17 protein-coding genes are annotated in these 18,995 nt (G+C 62.4%); 1 reads left to right on the top strand and 16 read right to left on the bottom strand.

Translation table 11 applies throughout. The annotated features are described in order from the left end of the window. From WA302_RS00865 to WA302_RS00810, 12 genes are all read right to left on the bottom strand, one after another. A complete protein-coding gene (locus WA302_RS00865; RefSeq protein ID WP_025301732.1) occupies positions 1–930 on the bottom strand; it encodes a DUF1177 domain-containing protein in 930 nt (309 codons plus the stop codon). Positions 931–964: 34 nt separating this feature from the next. Then, positions 965–2,521 carry an OPT/YSL family transporter gene (locus WA302_RS00860; RefSeq protein WP_025301731.1) on the bottom strand — a complete coding sequence of 519 codons (1,557 nt, stop codon included), beginning with the start codon at positions 2,519–2,521 and terminating at the stop codon, positions 965–967. A 219-nt stretch (positions 2,522–2,740) separates the two neighbouring features. After that, positions 2,741–3,514 (bottom strand): IclR family transcriptional regulator, encoded by a 774-nt coding sequence (locus WA302_RS00855; protein ID WP_049206214.1) that lies wholly within the window; start codon positions 3,512–3,514, stop codon positions 2,741–2,743. A 253-nt stretch (positions 3,515–3,767) separates the two neighbouring features. Beyond that, a complete protein-coding gene (locus WA302_RS00850; protein ID WP_043135609.1) occupies positions 3,768–4,559 on the bottom strand; it encodes an energy transducer TonB in 792 nt (263 codons plus the stop codon). 2 nt (positions 4,560–4,561) lie between these two features. Continuing rightward, positions 4,562–5,893, bottom strand: a complete 1,332-nt coding sequence (locus WA302_RS00845) for an HlyD family type I secretion periplasmic adaptor subunit (RefSeq protein WP_049206215.1) — start codon at positions 5,891–5,893, stop codon at positions 4,562–4,564. Further along, on the bottom strand, positions 5,890–7,668 hold the full coding sequence (locus WA302_RS00840) for a type I secretion system permease/ATPase (protein ID WP_315903106.1): 1,779 nt from the start codon (positions 7,666–7,668) through the stop codon (positions 5,890–5,892). Before WA302_RS00840 ends, WA302_RS00845 begins: the two co-directional genes overlap by 4 nt. Before the next feature lie 72 nt (positions 7,669–7,740). Then, a complete protein-coding gene (locus tag WA302_RS00835; RefSeq protein WP_033642038.1) occupies positions 7,741–8,307 on the bottom strand; it encodes a heme acquisition protein HasA in 567 nt (188 codons plus the stop codon). A gap of 78 nt (positions 8,308–8,385) precedes the next feature. Further along, positions 8,386–11,085 (bottom strand): TonB-dependent receptor, encoded by a 2,700-nt coding sequence (locus tag WA302_RS00830; protein ID WP_043135605.1) that lies wholly within the window; start codon positions 11,083–11,085, stop codon positions 8,386–8,388. Between the two features lie 157 nt (positions 11,086–11,242). Further along, positions 11,243–12,196, bottom strand: coding sequence for a FecR family protein (locus WA302_RS00825; RefSeq protein ID WP_043135603.1), 954 nt, complete (start codon positions 12,194–12,196; stop codon positions 11,243–11,245). 76 nt (positions 12,197–12,272) lie between these two features. Continuing rightward, on the bottom strand, positions 12,273–12,773 hold the full coding sequence (locus WA302_RS00820) for an RNA polymerase sigma factor (RefSeq protein ID WP_025301723.1): 501 nt from the start codon (positions 12,771–12,773) through the stop codon (positions 12,273–12,275). A 146-nt stretch (positions 12,774–12,919) separates the two neighbouring features. Beyond that, entirely contained in the window at positions 12,920–13,120 is a 201-nt protein-coding gene (locus WA302_RS00815; protein ID WP_004940491.1) for a YaiA family protein, read from the bottom strand. Positions 13,121–13,167: 47 nt separating this feature from the next. Beyond that, positions 13,168–13,572, bottom strand: coding sequence for a nuclear transport factor 2 family protein (locus WA302_RS00810; RefSeq protein ID WP_043135601.1), 405 nt, complete (start codon positions 13,570–13,572; stop codon positions 13,168–13,170). 96 nt (positions 13,573–13,668) lie between these two features. Between WA302_RS00810 and WA302_RS00805 the strand changes: the two genes are divergently transcribed. Beyond that, positions 13,669–14,412, top strand: a complete 744-nt coding sequence (locus WA302_RS00805; protein ID WP_049295126.1) for a helix-turn-helix domain-containing protein — start codon at positions 13,669–13,671, stop codon at positions 14,410–14,412. 36 nt (positions 14,413–14,448) lie between these two features. Here the strand turns inward: WA302_RS00805 and aroL are convergent, their stop codons facing one another. The 4 genes from aroL to WA302_RS00785 all read right to left on the bottom strand — a co-directional run bounded on the left by aroL (position 14,449) and on the right by WA302_RS00785 (position 18,886). Continuing rightward, on the bottom strand, positions 14,449–14,973 hold the full coding sequence (aroL, locus tag WA302_RS00800) for a shikimate kinase AroL (RefSeq protein WP_261456715.1): 525 nt from the start codon (positions 14,971–14,973) through the stop codon (positions 14,449–14,451). A 109-nt stretch (positions 14,974–15,082) separates the two neighbouring features. Then, positions 15,083–15,601, bottom strand: a complete 519-nt coding sequence (locus WA302_RS00795) for a GNAT family N-acetyltransferase (RefSeq protein ID WP_025301719.1) — start codon at positions 15,599–15,601, stop codon at positions 15,083–15,085. A 53-nt stretch (positions 15,602–15,654) separates the two neighbouring features. Next, positions 15,655–17,778: a TonB-dependent siderophore receptor gene (locus WA302_RS00790; RefSeq protein ID WP_049209287.1), complete on the bottom strand. Its 2,124-nt coding sequence runs from the start codon at positions 17,776–17,778 to the stop codon at positions 15,655–15,657. Beyond that, a complete protein-coding gene (locus WA302_RS00785) occupies positions 17,771–18,886 on the bottom strand; it encodes an ABC transporter substrate-binding protein (RefSeq protein WP_313244039.1) in 1,116 nt (371 codons plus the stop codon). Before WA302_RS00785 ends, WA302_RS00790 begins: the two co-directional genes overlap by 8 nt. Positions 18,887–18,995 lie beyond the last annotated feature (109 nt).

Genomic DNA, 18,995 nt, shown 5'->3' with positions numbered 1-18,995 from the left:
CTATCTCCTTTTTTGCAGGTGGCTCAGACTGCCGTACAGCGCCAGCAGCTGGCCGAATTCGGCAGCATCGTAGAACCGGCAAGTGCCGCGGCCAAATTCTTTGGCGACCTCCACCGCGAATTTGACCACCAGCGCGATGTCCGTTTCGTGGCTGGCGCCGGTGCCGCAGCCCGGCACCACCGATTCGCTGCAAATCGCCACGCCGACCACCGGCGCCGCAGTAGCGGTCGAGGGCTGCAGGATGCTGTTGAGGTGATGCACGCCGTTGCCATAAGGGGTGATATCCTGCGTGGTGATCGGGAAGGTCACCGCCGGGCGGCCGCTGGTCATCTCCATGATGCGCAGCAGATCTTCCGCCACCCGCAGGATGTAGCCCTCTTTCACCGTCGGCGACAGCGCATAGCCTTTGTGGTTGATGATGCGATTGCCCTTGGTGGTATCGATCGACAGGATGGCGTCAGCCTCCGGCACCACTTCATTATCGTTCATCGTCACGTCATCGATCGGCGAATCCATAAAATCGACCGGATCGTGCGGCCGGGTCGGCGCGTTCGGGCAAATATGAGTGGTGACGATCACATCGCCCGGCAGCGTGTCGCCCTTACGCTGCATCTCTGCCAGCTTCAGCGCGGCGGCAATGGCGGCGATCGCGCCGTCGCCGTCAGATACCAGCCCGATACGCGTCGGCCGCGCGCCGATGCCGCCCAGGCGGCCGATAATGCCCAGCGTCGGCGCCGCACCGCCAGCGAATTGTCCTGCGCTACCGGGGATCTCGATGCGCACGAAATCGGTACCGCCCTTCGGCCCGTCGGCGCGCAAGGTGCTGGCCCGGATCGCCGGGTAAGGCGCAAACAGATCGACGACGTCCTGGCCGCTGACGAATGCGCTATCAATCAATTCAAAAACCTGCAGCGTTTGTTGCAAACTCATGGTCGTTTTACCTCACCAATGTCATCGGCAGGGGCTATTTGCCCTTGCTGGAAAAAATCGAGCTGAAGAAGTTGTAGAGCGCGTCGCCGGCGATAAACCCGGCCGCCATGATCTCCATCGGCGTGCGGCCTCGATCGCCCCAACGGCGCAGGATCGCCACGCGCAGCGCGATACCCACCAGCACCGCCCACCCGGCCAAGGCGTTATTGATCAGCAGACCGGTTGCCAGCAACACGCCGAGCTGGCGCTTAGGGCCGCCGATCAGCTGTACCACGGCGCCGGGGATCGCCCAGATCAAAAGGCTCCAGGCGATACCCGGCTGCGCACCGGCCTCGATGGTCTTCGCGTAAACGCGCGCGACCGGCGGGATCAGGTCCTGCAGGAAATAGCTGTGATAAGAGAGGTAAACCACCGGAATGGCGATGAGGAAGGCAATCAGCGCCGCAAACAGCTGAATGCGGCGCCCCAGCAGCTCCTGCCGCAGATCCTCGCCGTAGCCACGCAGGATGAAGCCGGCTTTCAAATCAAAGCCCATGTCGGCGAAGGCCGGCCCGGTGGCGGCGGTAAAACCGGTCAGGATGCACAGCGCCAGCGGTGGGAAACCGATCAGGATACCGACGATCAGGGTGATCAACGCCACCGCGAACGCAGGAAACCAGCCGGAGTGCATGGCGGCGATACCGACGATCAGCTCATGAACGAAAGCGGCGAACGCCGCGTATATCACGAACAGCGCCAACATCGGCAGCGACATCTCGCTGAACAGCCCGCCGATCAGAGCCAAAAACGCGGCGATGGCGATGTAGCCGACCGCGCCCAGGCCGAGCGCTTTGCTTACCGCACTGTCCGGTTGGGTATAACCGGCGCTATCGGCGCGGCGGCTGCGGATCACCTGCGCAACCTGGATCAGCGCCACCAGGCCGGCGCCGACCATCACGCCATGCGGAATAAAATGGGCATTAATATCGAAATCGGCCACCGGATCGGCGTAAGCCCGCAACAATAACCCGACGCCAAACATGCTCAGCGCCCAGATATTGCCGATAAAGGCGGTGCCGAAGGCCGCCATGGGGATCTTGAGCATTGATCCGGCGATACCTACCCCTACGCCCACCACCAAAAGCCAGGCCTGCTTGCCGCCGCGATCGCCGGCTTTAATCGCTTCCGCGGCGGCGACGCCGGGCGGCCAGGCATTGGCGGCAGGGAACACTTTGGTATCGAACAGGCGATAAAGCAGATAGGCGTCAAGCAACATCGCCGCCGCCACGCCGCAGAACATCGGTAAAATAAGCTGCGGTTGCCCCATCACGTAAGGCACCGCAATCGGCATCAGCAGACAATTGGCCGCGCCGAAGGTGGCAGAGGAGATCACCGTCTGCGCCAGGTTCTGAGTGTGCACCGAGCGGTAGCGTTGGAACATTTTCAGCGGAATGCGTGCCAACAGCATGGCAATCAGCGCACCGATGATCGAGGTGTTGGGCGTCACGCCCAGCGTGGTGATCAGCTGAACGCCGATGATCGCCCCCACCACCGAAAGTAACGCCATGACCAACAGCGTGCCGGCCTCTTTTAGCGGATTATTTGATTTCATGCTTGGTTTCCCTGAATATTTCCTGCTGCGTGGCGGAAATAACGCCAAACGATAGCTCGCCGCGGCAGTTCCATTATTTGGAACTACCGGTGTCACAACGTGATTATTTTCTTATTCAGCCTGTCTATTTCTTACCAATAAAATACGGTGAAATATAATTAATGAGTTCCCTGGTGTCGGCGCTCGTTAATTATGATGCAACACGATAGCTCAGGCGCGTTATTTGATCTGCTGCCAATAATCATCGCCATATTTTTCCGCCAGTTGGCGGCTGACTGCGGTTAATTCGGCCAAGACTTCCGGTACAAACGGCTGCTCCTCGCCCTGCGAGGGAAAGGACAGGCACAACCCCACCGTCTCGCTGCCGTGCTTGTTCACCAGCGCGGTCGCCAGCGAACTGATGCTGTTCAAGGTTTCATTGCGCGCCAACGACCATCCCTGACGCCTCACCTGCTGCAACGTCTGCAACAGCGCATCCAACGTTTGCGGCGCATTGGGCGAAGTCGCCCGGTAACCGCCGGCGTAACGCGCCCGAACCTGCTCGTCGCTTTCACGCGCCAGTATCGCCCGGCCGACCGAGGTTTCCGCCGCCGGCGAACGGTAACCCGCCGGGGTGACCACCTGCAAAAAGTGGCGGCCGGGGAACATGCGCATCACCATGATCTCCTGCCCTTCCAATATCGAAAGGTAGCCGGTACACGCTGTCTGGCGGCATAGCTGCGCCATACTGGCCGCCAGGTTGTCCACCAGCGGCATCGACAGATAGTGGCTGGATGCCGCCAGCAACAGCGCGCCGATGTGATAACGCCGGCTATCGGGATCGCGCTCCAGCATGCCCTGATTTTCCATGGTCTGCAGCAGGCGCGATACCGTGCTTTTCGGCAGCACCAATTGCTCAACCACGTCGCTGAATGCAATACCCGGTTGGCCATGCATCACACGTTGTTGAGAAAAGAGTTTTAATACCGCAGCGGCATTTTCCAGCGTTGTCATGATCCGCCTTGTTCCACTATATGGAACTCAGTTCCTGTTTTATAATTAAAAACTAAAACCCGAACTCCGCAGCGTCAAGCTGTTTATTTTTTGTCAGCCGAAAAATAAAAGGCATTCGTGCTTTTCAAATGAAAATATTGCGTAGAACGCCGACTTATCCGCGTCGAATAAAATAACGATACGCTCTGAAAATAATGAACAGCAGGACAAGCTGCTGAAAAATGATTTTCTCAGGAGGAGATATTGCCGCGGCTCAGAAACCCGCGCCGCGCAAACTGAAATCGATCGGCAACGTCAATTCCACCGTGCCGTTGACGTAGGCGTCCGCCGGCGGCGTGGGCAGCGGCGAAGCGCGTTTGACCAGCGCCTGGATTTCGCGATCCAGCGACGGCAACCCGGCGCTGCTGACCAGCGTCACCGCCAGCACATGGCCCTGCCTGTCCAACGTGAAACGCACCTGCCCGACGCCCTGGCGCTTTAGCCGCAATGCGTCTTTGGGGTAACGTTTAAAACGATTCAGGCGGCCGCTGATGCGGCTGCGCCAGTTGTCCACCCCCGCCTGAGCATAGGGCGTCAGGCGAGTTTGCGGCGCGGCCGTTTTATCCGCCCGGCCCGGCGGTGGCGCACCGACGCTTTGCTCCTGAACCTTCGGCGGCGCGATCGTTTTCTCCTGCGGCGGTGTGCGCGGCAGGGGGGGAGTCTTCACCGGCTTGGGCGGTTTTTTCTGCTTCGGCGGTACGGCGATGTTCGGCCGCACGGCTTCAGGCACCTTCACCGTCGGCAAGGGTTCCGGCGGCGACGGCGGTTCAACCTGAGGTGGCGGCGTCATTTGCCCCGGCGGTTGTTTTACCTCAGCCGGGGCCTGCGGTGCGGCGGCCATCACCACCATGACCGCCGGCGGCGGCACCCACGCCGGCGCGGCCTGGTCCCGCCAGGGCCAGAACAGCGCCACGACCAGCAGGTGCAGTGCCAGCACCAGCACCAGGCAACGGCGCCAGGGCATGACGGCACCGGGTGCGGCGAAAGGCAGCGGCGAAACCGACATGCTCACTCTTCCGTCAGCGCCAGATGAAGGCGATCGGTCAGCGGTTTGAACAGGTAGTTCATCATCGAACGCTCGCCGGTACGGATGAAGCCTTCGACCGGCATCCCCGGGCGGATTTCCAACCCGTTCAAACGTTGCAACCCTTCTTCGCTGACCTTGACGCGCACGCTGTAATAGGGCGCGCCGCTTTTCTCGTCGGTCAGGCGATCGGCCCCGACCAGCGTCACCTCGCCCTCGACGCGCGGCGTGGTGCTTTGGTTGAACGCCGAGAACAACAGTTCGACCGGCAGCCCTACCTGCACCTTGTCGATCAGTTCGACCGGGATACGCGCCTCCACCTGCAGCCCCCGATCGCTGGGCACGATCTCCATCAGTTGCTGACCGGCGCCGATCACGCCACCTTCGGTGAACACGCTCAGCCCCACCACGGTGCCCGCCACCGGCGCTTTCACCTGCGTATGACCCAGATCGGCCTCCGCCTTGGCCAGGCGGTTATCCAGTTCGTCCAGCTTCATCCGCACCTCGGCCAGCTGGCTACTGACCTCTTTCTGATACTCTTCCCGCCGCTGGATCGCCCGCAGCTTCAGCTCCAGTATTTGGCGGCCCAGGCGGCCGATATTGCCGGTGTCCTCGGACGCCTGGCCATCAATCTGCGCATACTGCCCTTCCAGATCCAGCAGCCGATTGCGCGCCACATACCCCTGCGCAGCCAGCTTGCGCATACCGCTCAGTTGCTCCTGCAACATGGCCTTTTGCCGTTGCTTGCTGGCGTAAGACTGACGGATCCCTTCCAGCATCGCCTGCGATCCGGCAATGCTCTCCGCGATCGCCGCCAGCTCACTCTGCAGCGCCGCTCGGCGGCTGGTGAACAGCTGCTGCTGCAGCAGCATCAACGACATCACCTCTGGCTCCTCCCGCCGCGCCTGCAGCAATGCCGGGAAAGCGATCGCCTGCAGGCCGTCGCGTTCGGCCTGCAGCCGCGCCCGCTGCGCGGCGTTGCTCAACTGCTGGCTGCGCAGCGCATCGCGCTGGGTGCGGCTGTCGACGGTATCCATCAGCAACAGCACCTGCCCGGCGCGAACCCGGTCGCCTTCATGCACTTGAATTTGCGACACTACGCCGCCGCTCGGGTGCTGCACCGCCTTACGGTTGCCGGCCACCACCACGCTGCCGGAAACCGGCACGCCTTTGTCCAGCGGCGCCAACAGCCCCCACAGCAGGAAGCCGCCAAACCCCAACAGCACCAGCCAGCCGCCGAGCCGCAGATGGCGCCCTTCGTCGAACTGTCGGGAAAGGGCGTCGATATCGCCGGGGATCACACTCTGATTGCTCATACTTTTCGTTCACCGCTGGCCGTTTTGGCAAAGTTGGCGTAGTTGACGTTGAAGCCGCCGCTGCTGCGGCCGACGTTGGCCGGTACGGCTGCAGGCGCAAAACCAGGCAGTTTCTTCAGGATGGCGTCGCTGGGGCCGAAGTGCTGCACCTGGCCGGCGGCCAGCACCAGCAATTTGTCGGTGGTCGCCAGGATCGCCGGTTTGTGGGTCACCAACACGATGGTGGTACCGCGCGCCTTCAACGCTTCGATCGCCCGCTGCAGCGCCTCTTCCCCTTCACGATCGAGGTTGGCATTCGGTTCGTCCAACACCACCAACGCCGGAGAGCCATACAGCGCGCGCGCTAGCGCCACCCGCTGACGCTGGCCGCCGGACAGGCCGCTGCCGCCCTCGCCCAGCTCGGTTTCATACCCTTTGGGTAAATGCAGGATCAATTGGTGCACGCCGGCCAGCGCGGCGGCGGCCACCACCTTCTCGGCGTCAACCTGGCCAAAGCGGGCGATGTTTTCCGTCAGGGTGCCAGCGAACAGCTGGATATCCTGCGGCAAGTAGCCGATATGCGGCCCCAGCTGCTGTTTATCCCACTGCCGGATATCTGCACCGTCCAGCCTCACGTCGCCGCTGAGCGGCGTCAGCGCGCCGACCAGTTGGCGCATCAGCAGCGTTTTGCCGGAGCCGGATGCGCCAATGACGCCCAGCACCTCGCCGCCCTCCAGACGAAAACTGACGCCGTGCAATACCGGTGCGCTCCCGCCGGGCGCGCTGGCGGCCAGCTGATTCACGGTCAATGTCCCGTTGGGCGCCGGCAGCGGCAGGCTCGCCGCCCGCGGCGGATTAGCGGCCAACATCACCTCCAGCCGTTGCAGGGACTGGCGCGCCGACGACCACTGTTTCCAGGCGCCGATCAGCTGATCGATCGGCCCCAGCACCCTGCCGATCAGGATCGATCCGGCGATCATCATGCCCGGCGTAATGTCGCCGTTCACCGCCAGCAGCGCGCCGCAGCCCAACATCAGCGACTGCAATGCCAGCCGCACGGTTTTCGACCAGGCGGTGACGGCGGCGATTTTCTCGCTGGCGCGGTTCTGCAACAGCAGGAACTGCTGATGCTGCCGCAGCCAGCGCAGGCGCAAGTCGGTCAGCATCCCCATGGCGGCAATGGCTTCGGCGTTGCGCAGGTTGCCGTTGGCCTGCTGCGTGGCGCTCAGCGCGACCCGGCCGGCCTCCGCGAGCGGCGCCTGCGACACCCGCTGGTTGAGCCAGGCCAGCAGCACCAGCACGATCATTCCGGCGCTGGCCAACGCGCCAAGCCAGGGGTGGAGCAGAAACACCACCAGCAGATAAACCGGGAACCAGGGGGCATCGAAAAAGGCGAACAGCGCATTGCCGGTGGCAAATTGGCGCAGGTTGGTCAGATCGTTCAGCGCCTGCCCTGCCAGCGGGTTGCCGGTTTTCAGATTGGTTTCGAAGGCGGCGTCGTAGACTCGCTGATTGAGGCGCATATCCATCTGGGCGCCGAGGCGGATCACCACCTGGCTGCGCACCCACTCCAGCAGCCCCATAAACAGGTAAAGGCCGACCACCATCAGGGTCAGCATCGCCAGCGTCATGCGGTTGCCCGACGGCAACACGCGATCGTAGACCTGCAGCATGTACAGCGCCGGGGCCAGCATCAGCAGATTGATCACCGCGGTAAACAGCGCGATGCCCCAAAATCCGCGCCGGTATGCGGCCAGCACGCTCATCACTTCTCCGCGCCTGACGGCGTTTTTCATGGCGTTTTCCATCGGCTAAAAACGAGAAAACGCCCGCCGGGGCGCGCGGCGCCGGCGGGCAAACGGCCGCGATCAGGCCGCCAGCAGTTCCGGGCTGTCGGCGTGCTGCACGCCCACCGCCGTCGCCGCCGCCACCTGATCGAAGGTGGAATTGACGCTCAGGCCGTAGTCGTCGAGGATGCCGTTCAGCGCGGTTTCCAGCGCGCCGGTATCGCCGGACATCAGGCCGTACACTACCTGGTGCACCACGCCATCGTGGCCCTGCGCCTGCAGGCTGCTGAGGTTCAGGCCGCCGAAGCTGACGTCAGGCACCTGGATGTTGTACGGCGTGGAGCCGCCGCCGTTCAGGCCGTCGCCGAACGACAGCGAATCCAGCTGGCCGTACAGGGTGTGCGCCGGGGCATTGAACAAGGTGTAGGTCAGGTTGCCGCCCGCCACGAACGAGGTAACGTTGTTGGCGGTGCTGGTCACGGCGTATTGGCTGCCGGACAGGCTGCCGCCATAGAAGCCGCCGCTGTTGGAGTCGGTGACGTTACCGTTGGTGTGGTTGATATCGCCAAATGACGACGCCCACTCGTTCAGATAGTTATGGATGCTGTAGCTGCCGAAGCTGCTGTCATAGTTGACTGAAAATGCCATTTCTCTATCTCCATTGATGAATGGCGCCCCTTGCGAGGCCGCCCTTGTGCTCAAGAATGAGCAACGCCCTTTTACTGCTTAAAAACGATATTCCACCCCGCCCTGCACGGTGCGGCCGCGCCCCAGCGTGTTGGCCAGCGTCTCGCCGTAGCTGACGACGTAGGCGCGGTTGGTCAGGTTCTCCACCGAGCCGCGCAGCGTCAGGCTGTCGGTCAGCTTGTAGCTGGCATACAGATCGAACAGGGTGTACTTCGGCCAGTCGGCCAGGTACGGGTAGTTGGACGGCACCGAACTGTCCTGATAGCCCAGCGCGAAGCGCACGGTCACCCCGGCGTCCAGCTTGCGATCGAAAGCGCGGCCGCCCAGCGTGACCGAGCCGCGATCGCCCGGCAGATAGGCTGCCGTGCCGAACTGCGAACCCCCGTCGCACGTGACGGCATCATTGGACGCGGCATCCGGTTCAACATAGAAGTTGCCGCGGCGCGATCCGTCGCCATAGCGCAGACGCCCTCCCAACCAGGCCTTGTTCGAGCAGAACTCGTTTTTGCCGATCATGTGGGTGTAGGTCAGGTCGGCGTAGAACACCCCGGCGTCATAGTTGAGCTGGTACTCCAGCCCGCGGAAGCGGGTTTTCGACAGGTTGTTGACGTAAGCGGCATTGCCGATGCTCGGCTGCACCAGCCCCGGTTTATTGCGGTCTATCGCCAGGTTGATGTAGTTATCCACTTTGGTGTCGAAGTAGGCCACCTTGGCCACCAGCCGATCGCCCTCAAACCACAGATCCGGCTGCTGCACGTTGAACCCGACTTCCCAGGCGCGCGAGCGCTCGGCCTGCAGAAACGGGTTGGGGTATTGCGTGGAGGAGCCGTGCGCACTGCCGTTGGTCAGCGTTTCGGTGATCGCCGGCGGCCGCCAGGATTTGCCGTAGGTGGAATACAGCTCCAGCCACTCCACGCCGGGACGCACCGCCACCGCCAGCGTCGGCGACAGCTTGCCCTGATCGCGGTCAACCGCCCAATCTTCGCGGGTGGTGGTTGAACAACCGGTCAGACGCAGCGCTTTGCAAGGATTGTCAATCGTGTAGCGTTGCCCATCCTTGGCCAAATCCGGATAGCTCAGGCCGGTCTGGCCGCGCAGGCGATAGCGGTCGTAACGCAGCCCGCCCTCCAACGTCAGCCAGCCGTCGTAGTCGTAGGTCAGGTTGGCGAACAGGCTGGCGACCGAACGGTTGCCGGCCGGCGTCACCCCTTCCATGCCCTGACGAGAAGAGTCGCTGGTCGCCTTGTCGTAATAAAACTCCAGCCCGTAGTTGGCGCGGAAGTCATGCCCCGGCGCCAGGCTGAAGCGCGAGGTGTTTTGCGCCTGCGCGCCATAGGTACGCAGCCGGGTACGCGTCGCGTAGCCGTTGTCCAGCAGCGAGCTGGTGCTGTAGGTGTCGCTGTCGTCCTGAGTATCGACGTAATACAGCTTGGCCTGAAAATCGAGCCAGTCGACGCCTTCCGGCGCCAGGCTGTAATCAAACGCCGCGTTGCGCGCCATCACGTCACTGTAACCGGTGCGCTTCCAGCCCAGTTCATAGGGTGGGCGAGTGCCCAGGTTGGTCAGCGTGCCGGCGATCGGCGACGCAGTCTGGGTCTGCAGATAGCTCAGCTGCAGGCGCTGATTGGCGGGCAGATTCCAGCCCACCTTGGCCAGCCGCGAGTGCATGCGGTAATTTGTGTCGGGGATTTTGTTGTTCTTGATGCTCTCGGCGTAGCGATCGTAATTGCCGGTGTCATTATTGATACGAATGTTACCGATATCGCCCTTGTTGCCGGGCCAATAGTCGCCGAGGTGGCGTTCGCTGGCGGCCAGCAGGATATCGCCGGTTTCGTTGCCCAATGCCAGTATGCCGCTGCCGATGAAGTGGGTGCCGTTATCGCCGGTGCTGGCGTGCAGCTTGCCGCCCAGCTCTTTGCCCGGCGCCAGGAAATCGCTCGCGCTGACGGTATTGAAGGTGGCGATGCCGCCGAGCGTGCCGGCGCTGCCCATGCCGCCGGTGGTGCCCTTGTCGATGGTCACGCCGGACAGCAGTTCGGAATCGATGTACATGGTGCCATTACGCTGGCCATGGCCGCTCTTTTGAAAATTCTGCCGCATGCCGTCGATGTTCATGTTCACCCGGCCATAGTCTTGTATGCCGCGGATGTTGACCGACAGCGCCGGATCTTGCTGGCTGACGCTGGAATAGGCCCCCGTAGTCTGCTCCAGAATATCGGCCGCGTGCCGCGCCGGGCGGTTATCCATCTGTTCGCGGCTGATGACGCTGACCGAGCGCGGTTCGTCGTAAACCCAATCGTTGGCGTTGATGCCGCCGGCGCCCAGCACCGTCAGGCTGTCCAGCGCCAGCGCGCCACCGTCGCCGTTTGCCGCTGGCAACCGGCTCAATACGATCTGCCCCTGCGGCTGCAGGCGGAAAGCCACCGGATTGTCGCCAATCAAGCGCCGCAGGCCCTGTTCAACGCTCATGCTGCCGTTCAGCGCCGCCGCCTGCATGCCGTCGAGCTTCACCTCGTCGAAAAATACCTGCATATCGGCCTGCTCGGCGAAGCGCAACATGGCGCTCTGCAGCGGTTGCGCCGCAATGTTGAAATTCTTTTGCTGTGCGGCCTGCGCGCTGCTCGCATCAGCCTGGGCGGCGAGCGCTACCGCCGGCTGAGTCAACATCATCGCCGCCAGCGCGGCGCGTACCGCCGTGGCCAATCGGCCGGCCGGCGTGGTTCCCTTGTGAATAAACATGCGTGTGTGTTCCACCCGAAAGAATGCCAAACTAAGTGATAATGGAAATCAATCTCGTTTAAACATAAGGACGTTCCGGGAGGCAAAAACCCGTAAAGATTTTTTACAGAAAGTGAAAATAGCGGCGAAGCGGGCATCCCGGCCCGCCTTTAGCCGCTCAGTAAAGCAATGTGATGCCGGGGAGATTCAGTTGGCGGGCGGAGAGTTCCTGACGAATGGCGCCGACGCCGTCGTCGAGTTTATTGAGCGCGAACACGCCGCTCACCGTGCGCGCTCTTAGCGCGGGATTGACCGCCACGATGCGGGTTTCGCGATAGCGATTGAGCTGCACGAGCGCCTGCGTCAGCGGTTGGCGGTCGATCACCAGCCAGCCGCGTCGCCAAGCGTCATCACCGGCCGTTTGCCGCGTCAGCTGCAGCTGCCCGTTGCGGTAATGCGCCGCCTGGCGTTGCGCGACCACCAGCGAGCGCTCGCCGCGCTCAAGCGTCACCCGCACGCTGTGCTGATGCACGCTGACGTCCACGCCCTGTTCAGTGCACGCCACGCTGAACTCGGTGCCCAGCGCCTGGGTGACGCCGTTTTTCGCTTCCACCCTGAACGGACGGCTTTCCGCCCCGCCCAACGGCGCGACGATAAAATAGGCGGCGCCGCTCAGCAGCCGCACCTTGCGCTCATCTGCGGAATACGCCAGCGCGATCGCGCTGCCGCTGTCCAGCGCCACCCGGCTGCCGTCCGGCAAAGCAACTTCGCGCACCTCACCGCGAACGGTTTGATAATCGGCCTGCAGGCCGATCCACAGATCCGGCCCGCGATAAACGCCGAACGAAACGGCGAGCGCCACCGCCGCTGCCACCGCCCAGCGGGGCCATCGATGGCGAGAGGGCGTTTTCAGCGCCGCCACCTGCGGTTGTAACGCCTGCCGCTGCTCAGGCGGCAGTTGCCCAAGCGTCGTCCACAGCAGGCGAGCCTGACGCAGCGCCGCCGGATGCTGCGGATCGGCGGCCAGCCAGGCGTCCAACGCTCGCCGCCGATCGGCCGGCAGCGCCCCTTCGGCCAGACTCACGGCCCAGGCGGCCGCCTGCTGTCGCGCCTGTGCGGTTAGCGGTTTCATAATGGCATAGACCTCTGTTTTTTCTGGTTATAGGTTAAGACGTCTGAGCGCGGATAAACCCGTAAAAAAATTGCCATTATTGTTCTTCCATCCGCGCCATCAGCCGCTCGAGCGCGCTGGCCAGGTGTTTTTCCACCGTACTGAGCGACACGCCCAGCTGCGCCGCCACCTGCGCCTGGGTCAGGCCATCGAGCCGGTTAAGGCGGAAAATTTGCTGCGTGCGCGGCGGCATGTCCGCTAGCGCCTGCTGCAACAGCTGCAGCAATTGGCTATCGATCGCCCGTTGTTCAAGCGCCGGTTCACCGGAGGGATACTGCGCCAGAATGTCGTCTTCGACCGCTTCGGTCTGCCGCCGCTGCTGCTGCCGCAGATGGTCGAGCATCAGGTTTTTGGCGGTTTTGTACAGGTAGGCTTCGATATCGAGAATGTTACCCTGCGGATATTGCTCGGTAAGGCGGGTAAAACTTTCCTGCGCCAAATCCGCGGCCAACTGAGGGTCGCGCAGTTTGGCGTTCAAATAGGCTTGCAGCGGCCGCATATGGCGCAGAAACAGCGCCTGCAACTCGGAATTGGACATCTCTTTTCCCAGAAGTGAAACACCCAATAGGGGCGATAAAAATCACATAAATGATTATCATTATCAATATTGTTCTGGGAAATATATGCTAACGCGGGGGGATAAACAGGAAACCGGCCTGGCGCCGGTTTCCGCTGTGCAGCAGGTCAGAGCTCTAGCGCCTCGTCTTCATAGCGGTGCTTGGCGTCGAGCGCTTCCTGCTCGGTTTCATGTTCACTGAGCAGCGTATTCGGCTCAATGTCGTCGGTGCGCACTTCAAAACGGCGCAGATGCAGGTTCGGGTCGCCCCGAAACACCTCAACGACGCGGGCGCTCCGTGGATAAGCAGGTTGATCATTTTCGCGCATGCCGTTCTCCCGTGTGTTTCACACAGTAGCAAGTATAGCAGCCGCCCTCATTCCGGCACGCGCGAGCCAAGATCGCGATCGCCGGGGGCGCCCGCCAACAGCTCGGTCAGTTCGTCGCAGGCGCAAATCCGGCCTTCACGCACGGTGAAGTGCGCCAGCACCCGCACGCGGCTGCGGGTACCGTCGCGCTTTTCCACCTCGACCAGATGGTGGGTCAGCACTGCCTCGCCCTGCTCCGCCGCCGCGATCACGCTCAGCGTCATGCGGCGGGTTTGCCGTTTCAGCAGCGCCATATGTTGCTCAAACTGCTCGAAGTTCAGCACCTTGCCATCCACCTGCTGGCGGTAGTCTGCGCTGAAACGGGCAGCGAGCTGCGTCGGCCGATGCTCCGGGCTGGCGACGACCTGCTGCAGCGTATCGAGCACCAGGTTCAGTGGGGTAACTTGAGTCATCACGTTTCTCCGAAATAGGGTGAACGGCGATCCTATCCCGGCCAGGCGATGGCATAATAACCACATCAAGACTTTCAATAACGTTAAACGGCCAACATGACGCAGATCCGCAGCCAACGCCTTCAGCATGAAAAAAAGCACCTGACGCCCTGGCACCGGCACGAAGGCGGCCAGATCTATCTCTTGACGCGTGGCATGCTGGCAATGGAACTCCCGGGCCGGCAATGGGCGATCACCGGCGGTACGCTGGGCTGGCTGCCGCCGGGATGCGCCCATCAGGCGCTGGCCTGCGGCGACGTGGCGGGCTGGAGTCTGTATCTGCCGGGGGAAAGCGTGCCGGAGATGCCGCCGCAGCCGCAGCTGTTCACGGCCTCTGCGCTGTTGCAGGCCCTGGTGGAGCGTATCGCGCAGTTCCCCGCCGGCCCACTGAGTGCGCCGCAACGGCGGCTGCTGCAGGTGCTGCTGGATGAAATGCACGCGGCAAGCCGCGCGCCGTTGCAATTGCCGCTGCCGCAGGACGCCCGGTTGCTGAACATCGCCCGGGCGCTGCTGAACGATCCCGCCAGCCTGCGCAGCCAGCGCGACTGGGCCGACTGGGCCGGGCTCAGCCCGCGCACCCTGAGCCGCCGCTTTGTGCAGGAAACCGGCATCAGCTTCGCGCTGTGGCGCCAGCAGGCGCGGGTATTGCGTTCACTGGAGGGATTATCACGCGGCGCAGCGGTCGCCGAAGTGGCCGACACCTGTGGCTACGACAACGTCAGCGCCTACATCGCCGCCTTTCGCCGCCGCTTCGGCGTCACGCCCGGGGCGTACTTTGCGGCCGCTCGGCAAACGGAATAGGAAAACGGGCGCCCAGCGCCCGAAGAGAAGAAAGGGTTATTTCACCGTCTCACGCGGCAGCACCGCGAGGATTTGCTCCACCACCCGCTGCGGATCGGCGGCGCCGTCCATCACGTAATGCGCGGCGTCCTGATACAGCGCTTCACGCGCCGCCAGCACCTCGAGCATCTCTTCGGCGATCGGCCTGCCGGTGAGCGTCGGGCGCTGCGCATCTTCCGGGTACTCTTCCAACCGCTGCGCCAACACGTTGGCCGGCGCGCGCAGGTAGATAACGGTGCCATGCTGGCGCATAAACTGACGGTTCTCCTCCGCCAGGATCGCCCCGCCGCCGGTGGCAACTACAGTTGACGGCTTGGTCACAGCTTGCAACGCGATGGTCTCTCGGCGACGAAACCCCAGCCAGCCCTCGCGCTCGACCATTTCCGCCACGCTCATCTGCGCCGCTTGCTGCATAAACAGATCGGTATCGACAAACTGATAGCCCAACGCCAGCGCCAATGCGCTGCCTACCGTGGTCTTGCCGGCTCCGCGAGCGCCTATCATGAACAGGGTTTGTGTCATTACGGGTTGTCCCTTATGCGGTGACTTGAGTGCATTGCATACCAAAATACCGAGCGGGTGCGATGGCGTGGTGGCTGCATCATACCCTGCCCGCTCTGTATTTCAATATTTACGATAGTGTAAATTCCATGGCACAGCGACTGCCGACGGCAAAGCCGTGCGCCAGATCCTCATCCAGGTGCCGCCGCAGGGCGACCGTGAGCCGCGCGTCGTCGAGCGGCCGGAATCCCAGCCGCCGGTAGTAGGGCGCATTCCACGGCACATCAATGAAGGTGGTGAGCGTCAGGCGAGTGACGCCCTGCCGTTTGGCTTCTTCCACCACCGCGCCGATCAGGCGGCGGCCGACGCCCTGCCGTTGCCAGGCAGCGGCGACCGATAATTCGGCGACATGCCAGTCTTCCCCCTGAGCCAACACGGCGATAAAACCGGCGCACTCACCGTTGTCGCTTTCCGCCAGCCATTCACGGCGCTCGGCGATAAACGCGGCGTGCTGTTTCGGGGCCATCACCTCGCCTTCGGCGATAAAGCGCCATTCCGGCTGCTGGCGAAACAGCTGCGCCGCCGAACGTTCAACCGCCATCAGATGCGCGATATCTCGCTGCTGCGCCAAACGGATCTGCAGGCTCATGAGTTCTCCTTAACGTTGGGGCGGTTATTTAAACAAATTCCACCGCCCGTGGCTCAGAAATCGATACTGCCGCGCAGCACCACCTCACGCGGCTCTCCCACCGCCACGCGCAGATTGCCACCGCTGGACGGATAGTAGGTTTTATCGAACAGGTTCTTCACGTTCAGCTGCCATTTCACCCGATAGCCGTTGATCGGCATGGTGTAAGCGGCGAACGCATCAGCAACGGTGTAGTTATCCAGGTAGAAGCTGTTGGCGGCGTCACCCGGGCGGCGGCCCACGTAGCGCGCGCCGGCGCCGATACGCACCTCATCTCCGCTGTACAGGCCCAGGCTGCCGAGGTTCTGGGTCAGGAACAGCGAGGCGGTATGGCGCGCCACGTTGGTCATCTCTTTCCCCTTGTTGTCCGGATCGTCCACCACGCGGGCGTCGGTATACGCATAGGAACCGATCAGGCTCAGCGAGTCGGTGAGATTGCCGGCCACGTCCAGCTCCACGCCCTGCGAACGCACGCGCCCGGCGGTGCGCGTCACGGTTTCGCCCTCCACCAGCTCATTGACCATGACGTTACGCTTGGTGATGTCGAACAGCGCCAGCGTGCCGGTAACGCCGTTCGGCAACGCCAGCTTGCCGCCGACTTCCCACGACTTGCCCTGCTCCGGCGGCAGCGAATCAATTTGGGTGGCGATGGAAGAGTTCGGCTTGAACGACTCGGTATAGCTGCTGTACAGCGACACGTAAGGCGTCAGCTTGTAGACCACCCCGGCGCGCGGCACCAGCTTGCCATCCGAGCTGTCGGTGTTGGTCTGGAACGGCCGCCCCTTGCCGGCATAGACGTCGAAAGCGTCGTAACGCAGCCCGCCCATCACCAGCCATTTATCAGTCAATTGGATAGAATCCTGCATAAACCAACCGTAGCTGGTGAGGTTTTCCCGCTGGTCGCTGTCTTTGGCGCTGACCGCGGTCGACGGCGGCATCAGGCCGTATACCGGATGATAGATATTGAAATCGCTGTTCTTTTTACCGCGGATCATGTCGCCGCGGTAGGTACGGTTATCTTCAAAATCGAAGCCGAACAGCATCTGGTGGTTGATGCTGCCCCAGTCCACGTCGCCATTGAGCGTCAGCTGCACCGCGTTGGCGTGGCTGACGGCGTTGGCGGTCGAGTCGGCCTGGCGGCTCAACACGCCGGTCACCGGGTTCAGCGCCGTGGCGCGCGCCTGGTTGTCACTGTAGCTGTTGCGGCTGTAGGCGTAGGTCAGCGAGCTTTTCCAGCGCTCGTTGAGCGTTTGATCGATCTGCAGGGTAATGCTGTCCTGATCGCCGCGGGTAGCATTATAGGCTTCGTCGAAACGGCGATCGCGCGGCGTATTCACCGGTTTGCCGGTGCGCGAATCGATAATGGTGCCGCGATCGAACGGCACCAGATATTCCATATGCTCGTAGGCCAAGCGCACGGTGGTGTTCTCGCCGTACCACATCAGCGAGGGCGCGATCACCGTCTGGCGGTTGCGGCCAAAGTTGCGCCAGTAGTCGGTTTCATCGTGATCGACGATCATGCGATAGGCGAATCCCGACGTGCCGAGCGGCCCGGTAACGTCGAGCTGGCCGCCGCCGCCGTTGAAGCTGCTGCCCCAGCCTTCCACGTGGGTATGTTGCTGCAGCTGGGGCTTTTTGGTGATCATATTGATCATCCCGCCCGGCTCGCCCATGCCATACAGCATCGAGGCCGGCCCCTTGAGCACCTCCACCCGCTCGGTGGTCGGCGTAAAGTTGCGCGCCTGCACCGAGCGCACGCCATCGCGCAGAATAGAGCCGTCGCGGTTATCGCCAAAGCCGCGTTTCATGACCGCGTCCTGAGTGCCGCCCAGCGTGTTGGCCTGGGTAATGCCACTGACGTTGTACAGCGCTTCGTCCAGGCTGCTGACCGCCTGATCGGTAATCACCTGCTGCGGCACCACGTCGATCGCCTGCGGCACATTCAGCAGGTTGGCTTCGCTGCGGGTGCCGGTGACGCTCGTCAACGGCTGATAGCTCTGCACACCGTCGGCGTCTTTGCGGCCAATCACCGTCAGGCTTTCTTCTTTCGACGCGACTTTTTCCGCCGCCCACGTCGGCAATGTTGCGCAGGCCGCCAAAGGCAATGCGCACCACCAGCCGCGCTTGTTGTTATTCATTATCTAACTGACTCCAATAGGTCCCTGAAAAAGGTAACGGCAAAAACTGCTGATACAGCTGTTGGAAGGTCTGCTGCGGATTGATGTCGGCGAACAGATCCGGGTAAAACGCTTTGGCGAATACCTCGACCAGCACCACGTGGTACGGGCTGAGGTAAAAGTTGTGCCAGACGCTCCAGGCGCGGTGGTTTTTCACCGCCTGCAGGTTGGTCAGCATCGGCTGTTTGGCGATCAGCCGGCGGAAGCTGTCGGCGGCCTCCTGTGGGCTGACCTGCGGCCCGAGGCTCAGATCGGACAGCCGTTTGCCTTGCGGGCCGGCCATGCCGGTGGCGAGGTATACGTCGGGATTGGCGCTCAGAATGGTTTCCGGGTTCAGTTCGCCATACACCCCTTTGACGCTGGCGTTGGCGATGTTGTCGCCGCCGGCGAAGGTCAGCAGATCGCCAAGGTTGCCGTGTGCGGCGGTGGTGCAACAGGTATCGCGCCGCCCCAGATGCAGGTGCAGCATCACTTTGGGCTTCGCCCCCTGATAGCCCGCCAGGCGTTGCTGAATCACCGCCATATGCTGCTGATAAAACGCGATGAACTGCTCGGCGCGCTGCTGGCGATTGAGCACTTCGCCCAGCAGCCGCACACTCGGCACGGTGTTGTTCAGCAGATCGATACGCAGATCGACGTAGATCACCGCCACACCGGCCTTGTTCAGCGCGGAAACCAGCAGATCGTTGTCACCGTCTTCACGCGCGTAGCGCGCCAGGATCACCAGATCCGGCTTCAGCTGCAGCAGGCTTTCGATGTTGACCTGGCGGAAATTATTGCCGCTGATAATGGGGATCGCGGCGATCTGCGGGAACTTCTGCGTATAGCGTTGCCAGCTTTGCGCATCGAAACGCGCCAGATCCGCCGGCCAGCCGACGATGCGCTGCGCCGGGTTGCCCGGCTCCAGCAGCGCCAGCGTATACAGCATGCGGCTCTCCCCCACCACGATGCGCTGCGGATTGTCCGGCACCACAACCTGACGGCCGGTGATATCGGTCACCGTCTTCGCCTGGGCGGAGAACACGCCGAACCACAGAGAAAGCAGCAGTAAAATGAGGGAATTGCGCATGATTGAGCCGAAACGGGGGAAATAATGTGCGCATGATAATCACTCTCATTAACACTTGCAATCCCACGCCGCGATTGCCAAAAGAAATCCGGGAAACGGCGCCGGGCGC

The organism is Serratia sp. 201 (assembly GCF_037027545.1).
GTDB classification, from domain to species: Bacteria; Pseudomonadota; Gammaproteobacteria; order Enterobacterales; family Enterobacteriaceae; genus Serratia; species Serratia bockelmannii.
Note: the sequence above shows the minus strand (reverse complement) of the source record. Positions and strands in the feature narration are given on the sequence as shown.

Bases quoted from the DNA above. Each gene is read 5' to 3' on its own strand.
- WA302_RS00865 (WP_025301732.1), bottom strand. From the start codon at position 930: ATGAGTTTGCAACAAACGCTGCAGGTTTTTGAATTGATTGATAGCGCA.
- WA302_RS00860 (WP_025301731.1), bottom strand. From the start codon at position 2,521: ATGAAATCAAATAATCCGCTAAAAGAGGCCGGCACGCTGTTGGTCATG.
- WA302_RS00855 (WP_049206214.1), bottom strand. From the start codon at position 3,514: ATGACAACGCTGGAAAATGCCGCTGCGGTATTAAAACTCTTTTCTCAA.
- WA302_RS00850 (WP_043135609.1), bottom strand. From the start codon at position 4,559: ATGTCGGTTTCGCCGCTGCCTTTCGCCGCACCCGGTGCCGTCATGCCC.
- WA302_RS00845 (WP_049206215.1), bottom strand. From the start codon at position 5,893: ATGAGCAATCAGAGTGTGATCCCCGGCGATATCGACGCCCTTTCCCGA.
- WA302_RS00840 (WP_315903106.1), bottom strand. From the start codon at position 7,668: ATGAAAAACGCCGTCAGGCGCGGAGAAGTGATGAGCGTGCTGGCCGCA.
- WA302_RS00835 (WP_033642038.1), bottom strand. From the start codon at position 8,307: ATGGCATTTTCAGTCAACTATGACAGCAGCTTCGGCAGCTACAGCATC.
- WA302_RS00830 (WP_043135605.1), bottom strand. From the start codon at position 11,085: ATGTTTATTCACAAGGGAACCACGCCGGCCGGCCGATTGGCCACGGCG.
- WA302_RS00825 (WP_043135603.1), bottom strand. From the start codon at position 12,196: ATGAAACCGCTAACCGCACAGGCGCGACAGCAGGCGGCCGCCTGGGCC.
- WA302_RS00820 (WP_025301723.1), bottom strand. From the start codon at position 12,773: ATGTCCAATTCCGAGTTGCAGGCGCTGTTTCTGCGCCATATGCGGCCG.
- WA302_RS00815 (WP_004940491.1), bottom strand. From the start codon at position 13,120: ATGCGCGAAAATGATCAACCTGCTTATCCACGGAGCGCCCGCGTCGTT.
- WA302_RS00810 (WP_043135601.1), bottom strand. From the start codon at position 13,572: ATGACTCAAGTTACCCCACTGAACCTGGTGCTCGATACGCTGCAGCAG.
- WA302_RS00805 (WP_049295126.1), top strand. From the start codon at position 13,669: ATGACGCAGATCCGCAGCCAACGCCTTCAGCATGAAAAAAAGCACCTG.
- aroL (WP_261456715.1), bottom strand. From the start codon at position 14,973: ATGACACAAACCCTGTTCATGATAGGCGCTCGCGGAGCCGGCAAGACC.
- WA302_RS00795 (WP_025301719.1), bottom strand. From the start codon at position 15,601: ATGAGCCTGCAGATCCGTTTGGCGCAGCAGCGAGATATCGCGCATCTG.
- WA302_RS00790 (WP_049209287.1), bottom strand. From the start codon at position 17,778: ATGAATAACAACAAGCGCGGCTGGTGGTGCGCATTGCCTTTGGCGGCC.
- WA302_RS00785 (WP_313244039.1), bottom strand. From the start codon at position 18,886: ATGCGCAATTCCCTCATTTTACTGCTGCTTTCTCTGTGGTTCGGCGTG.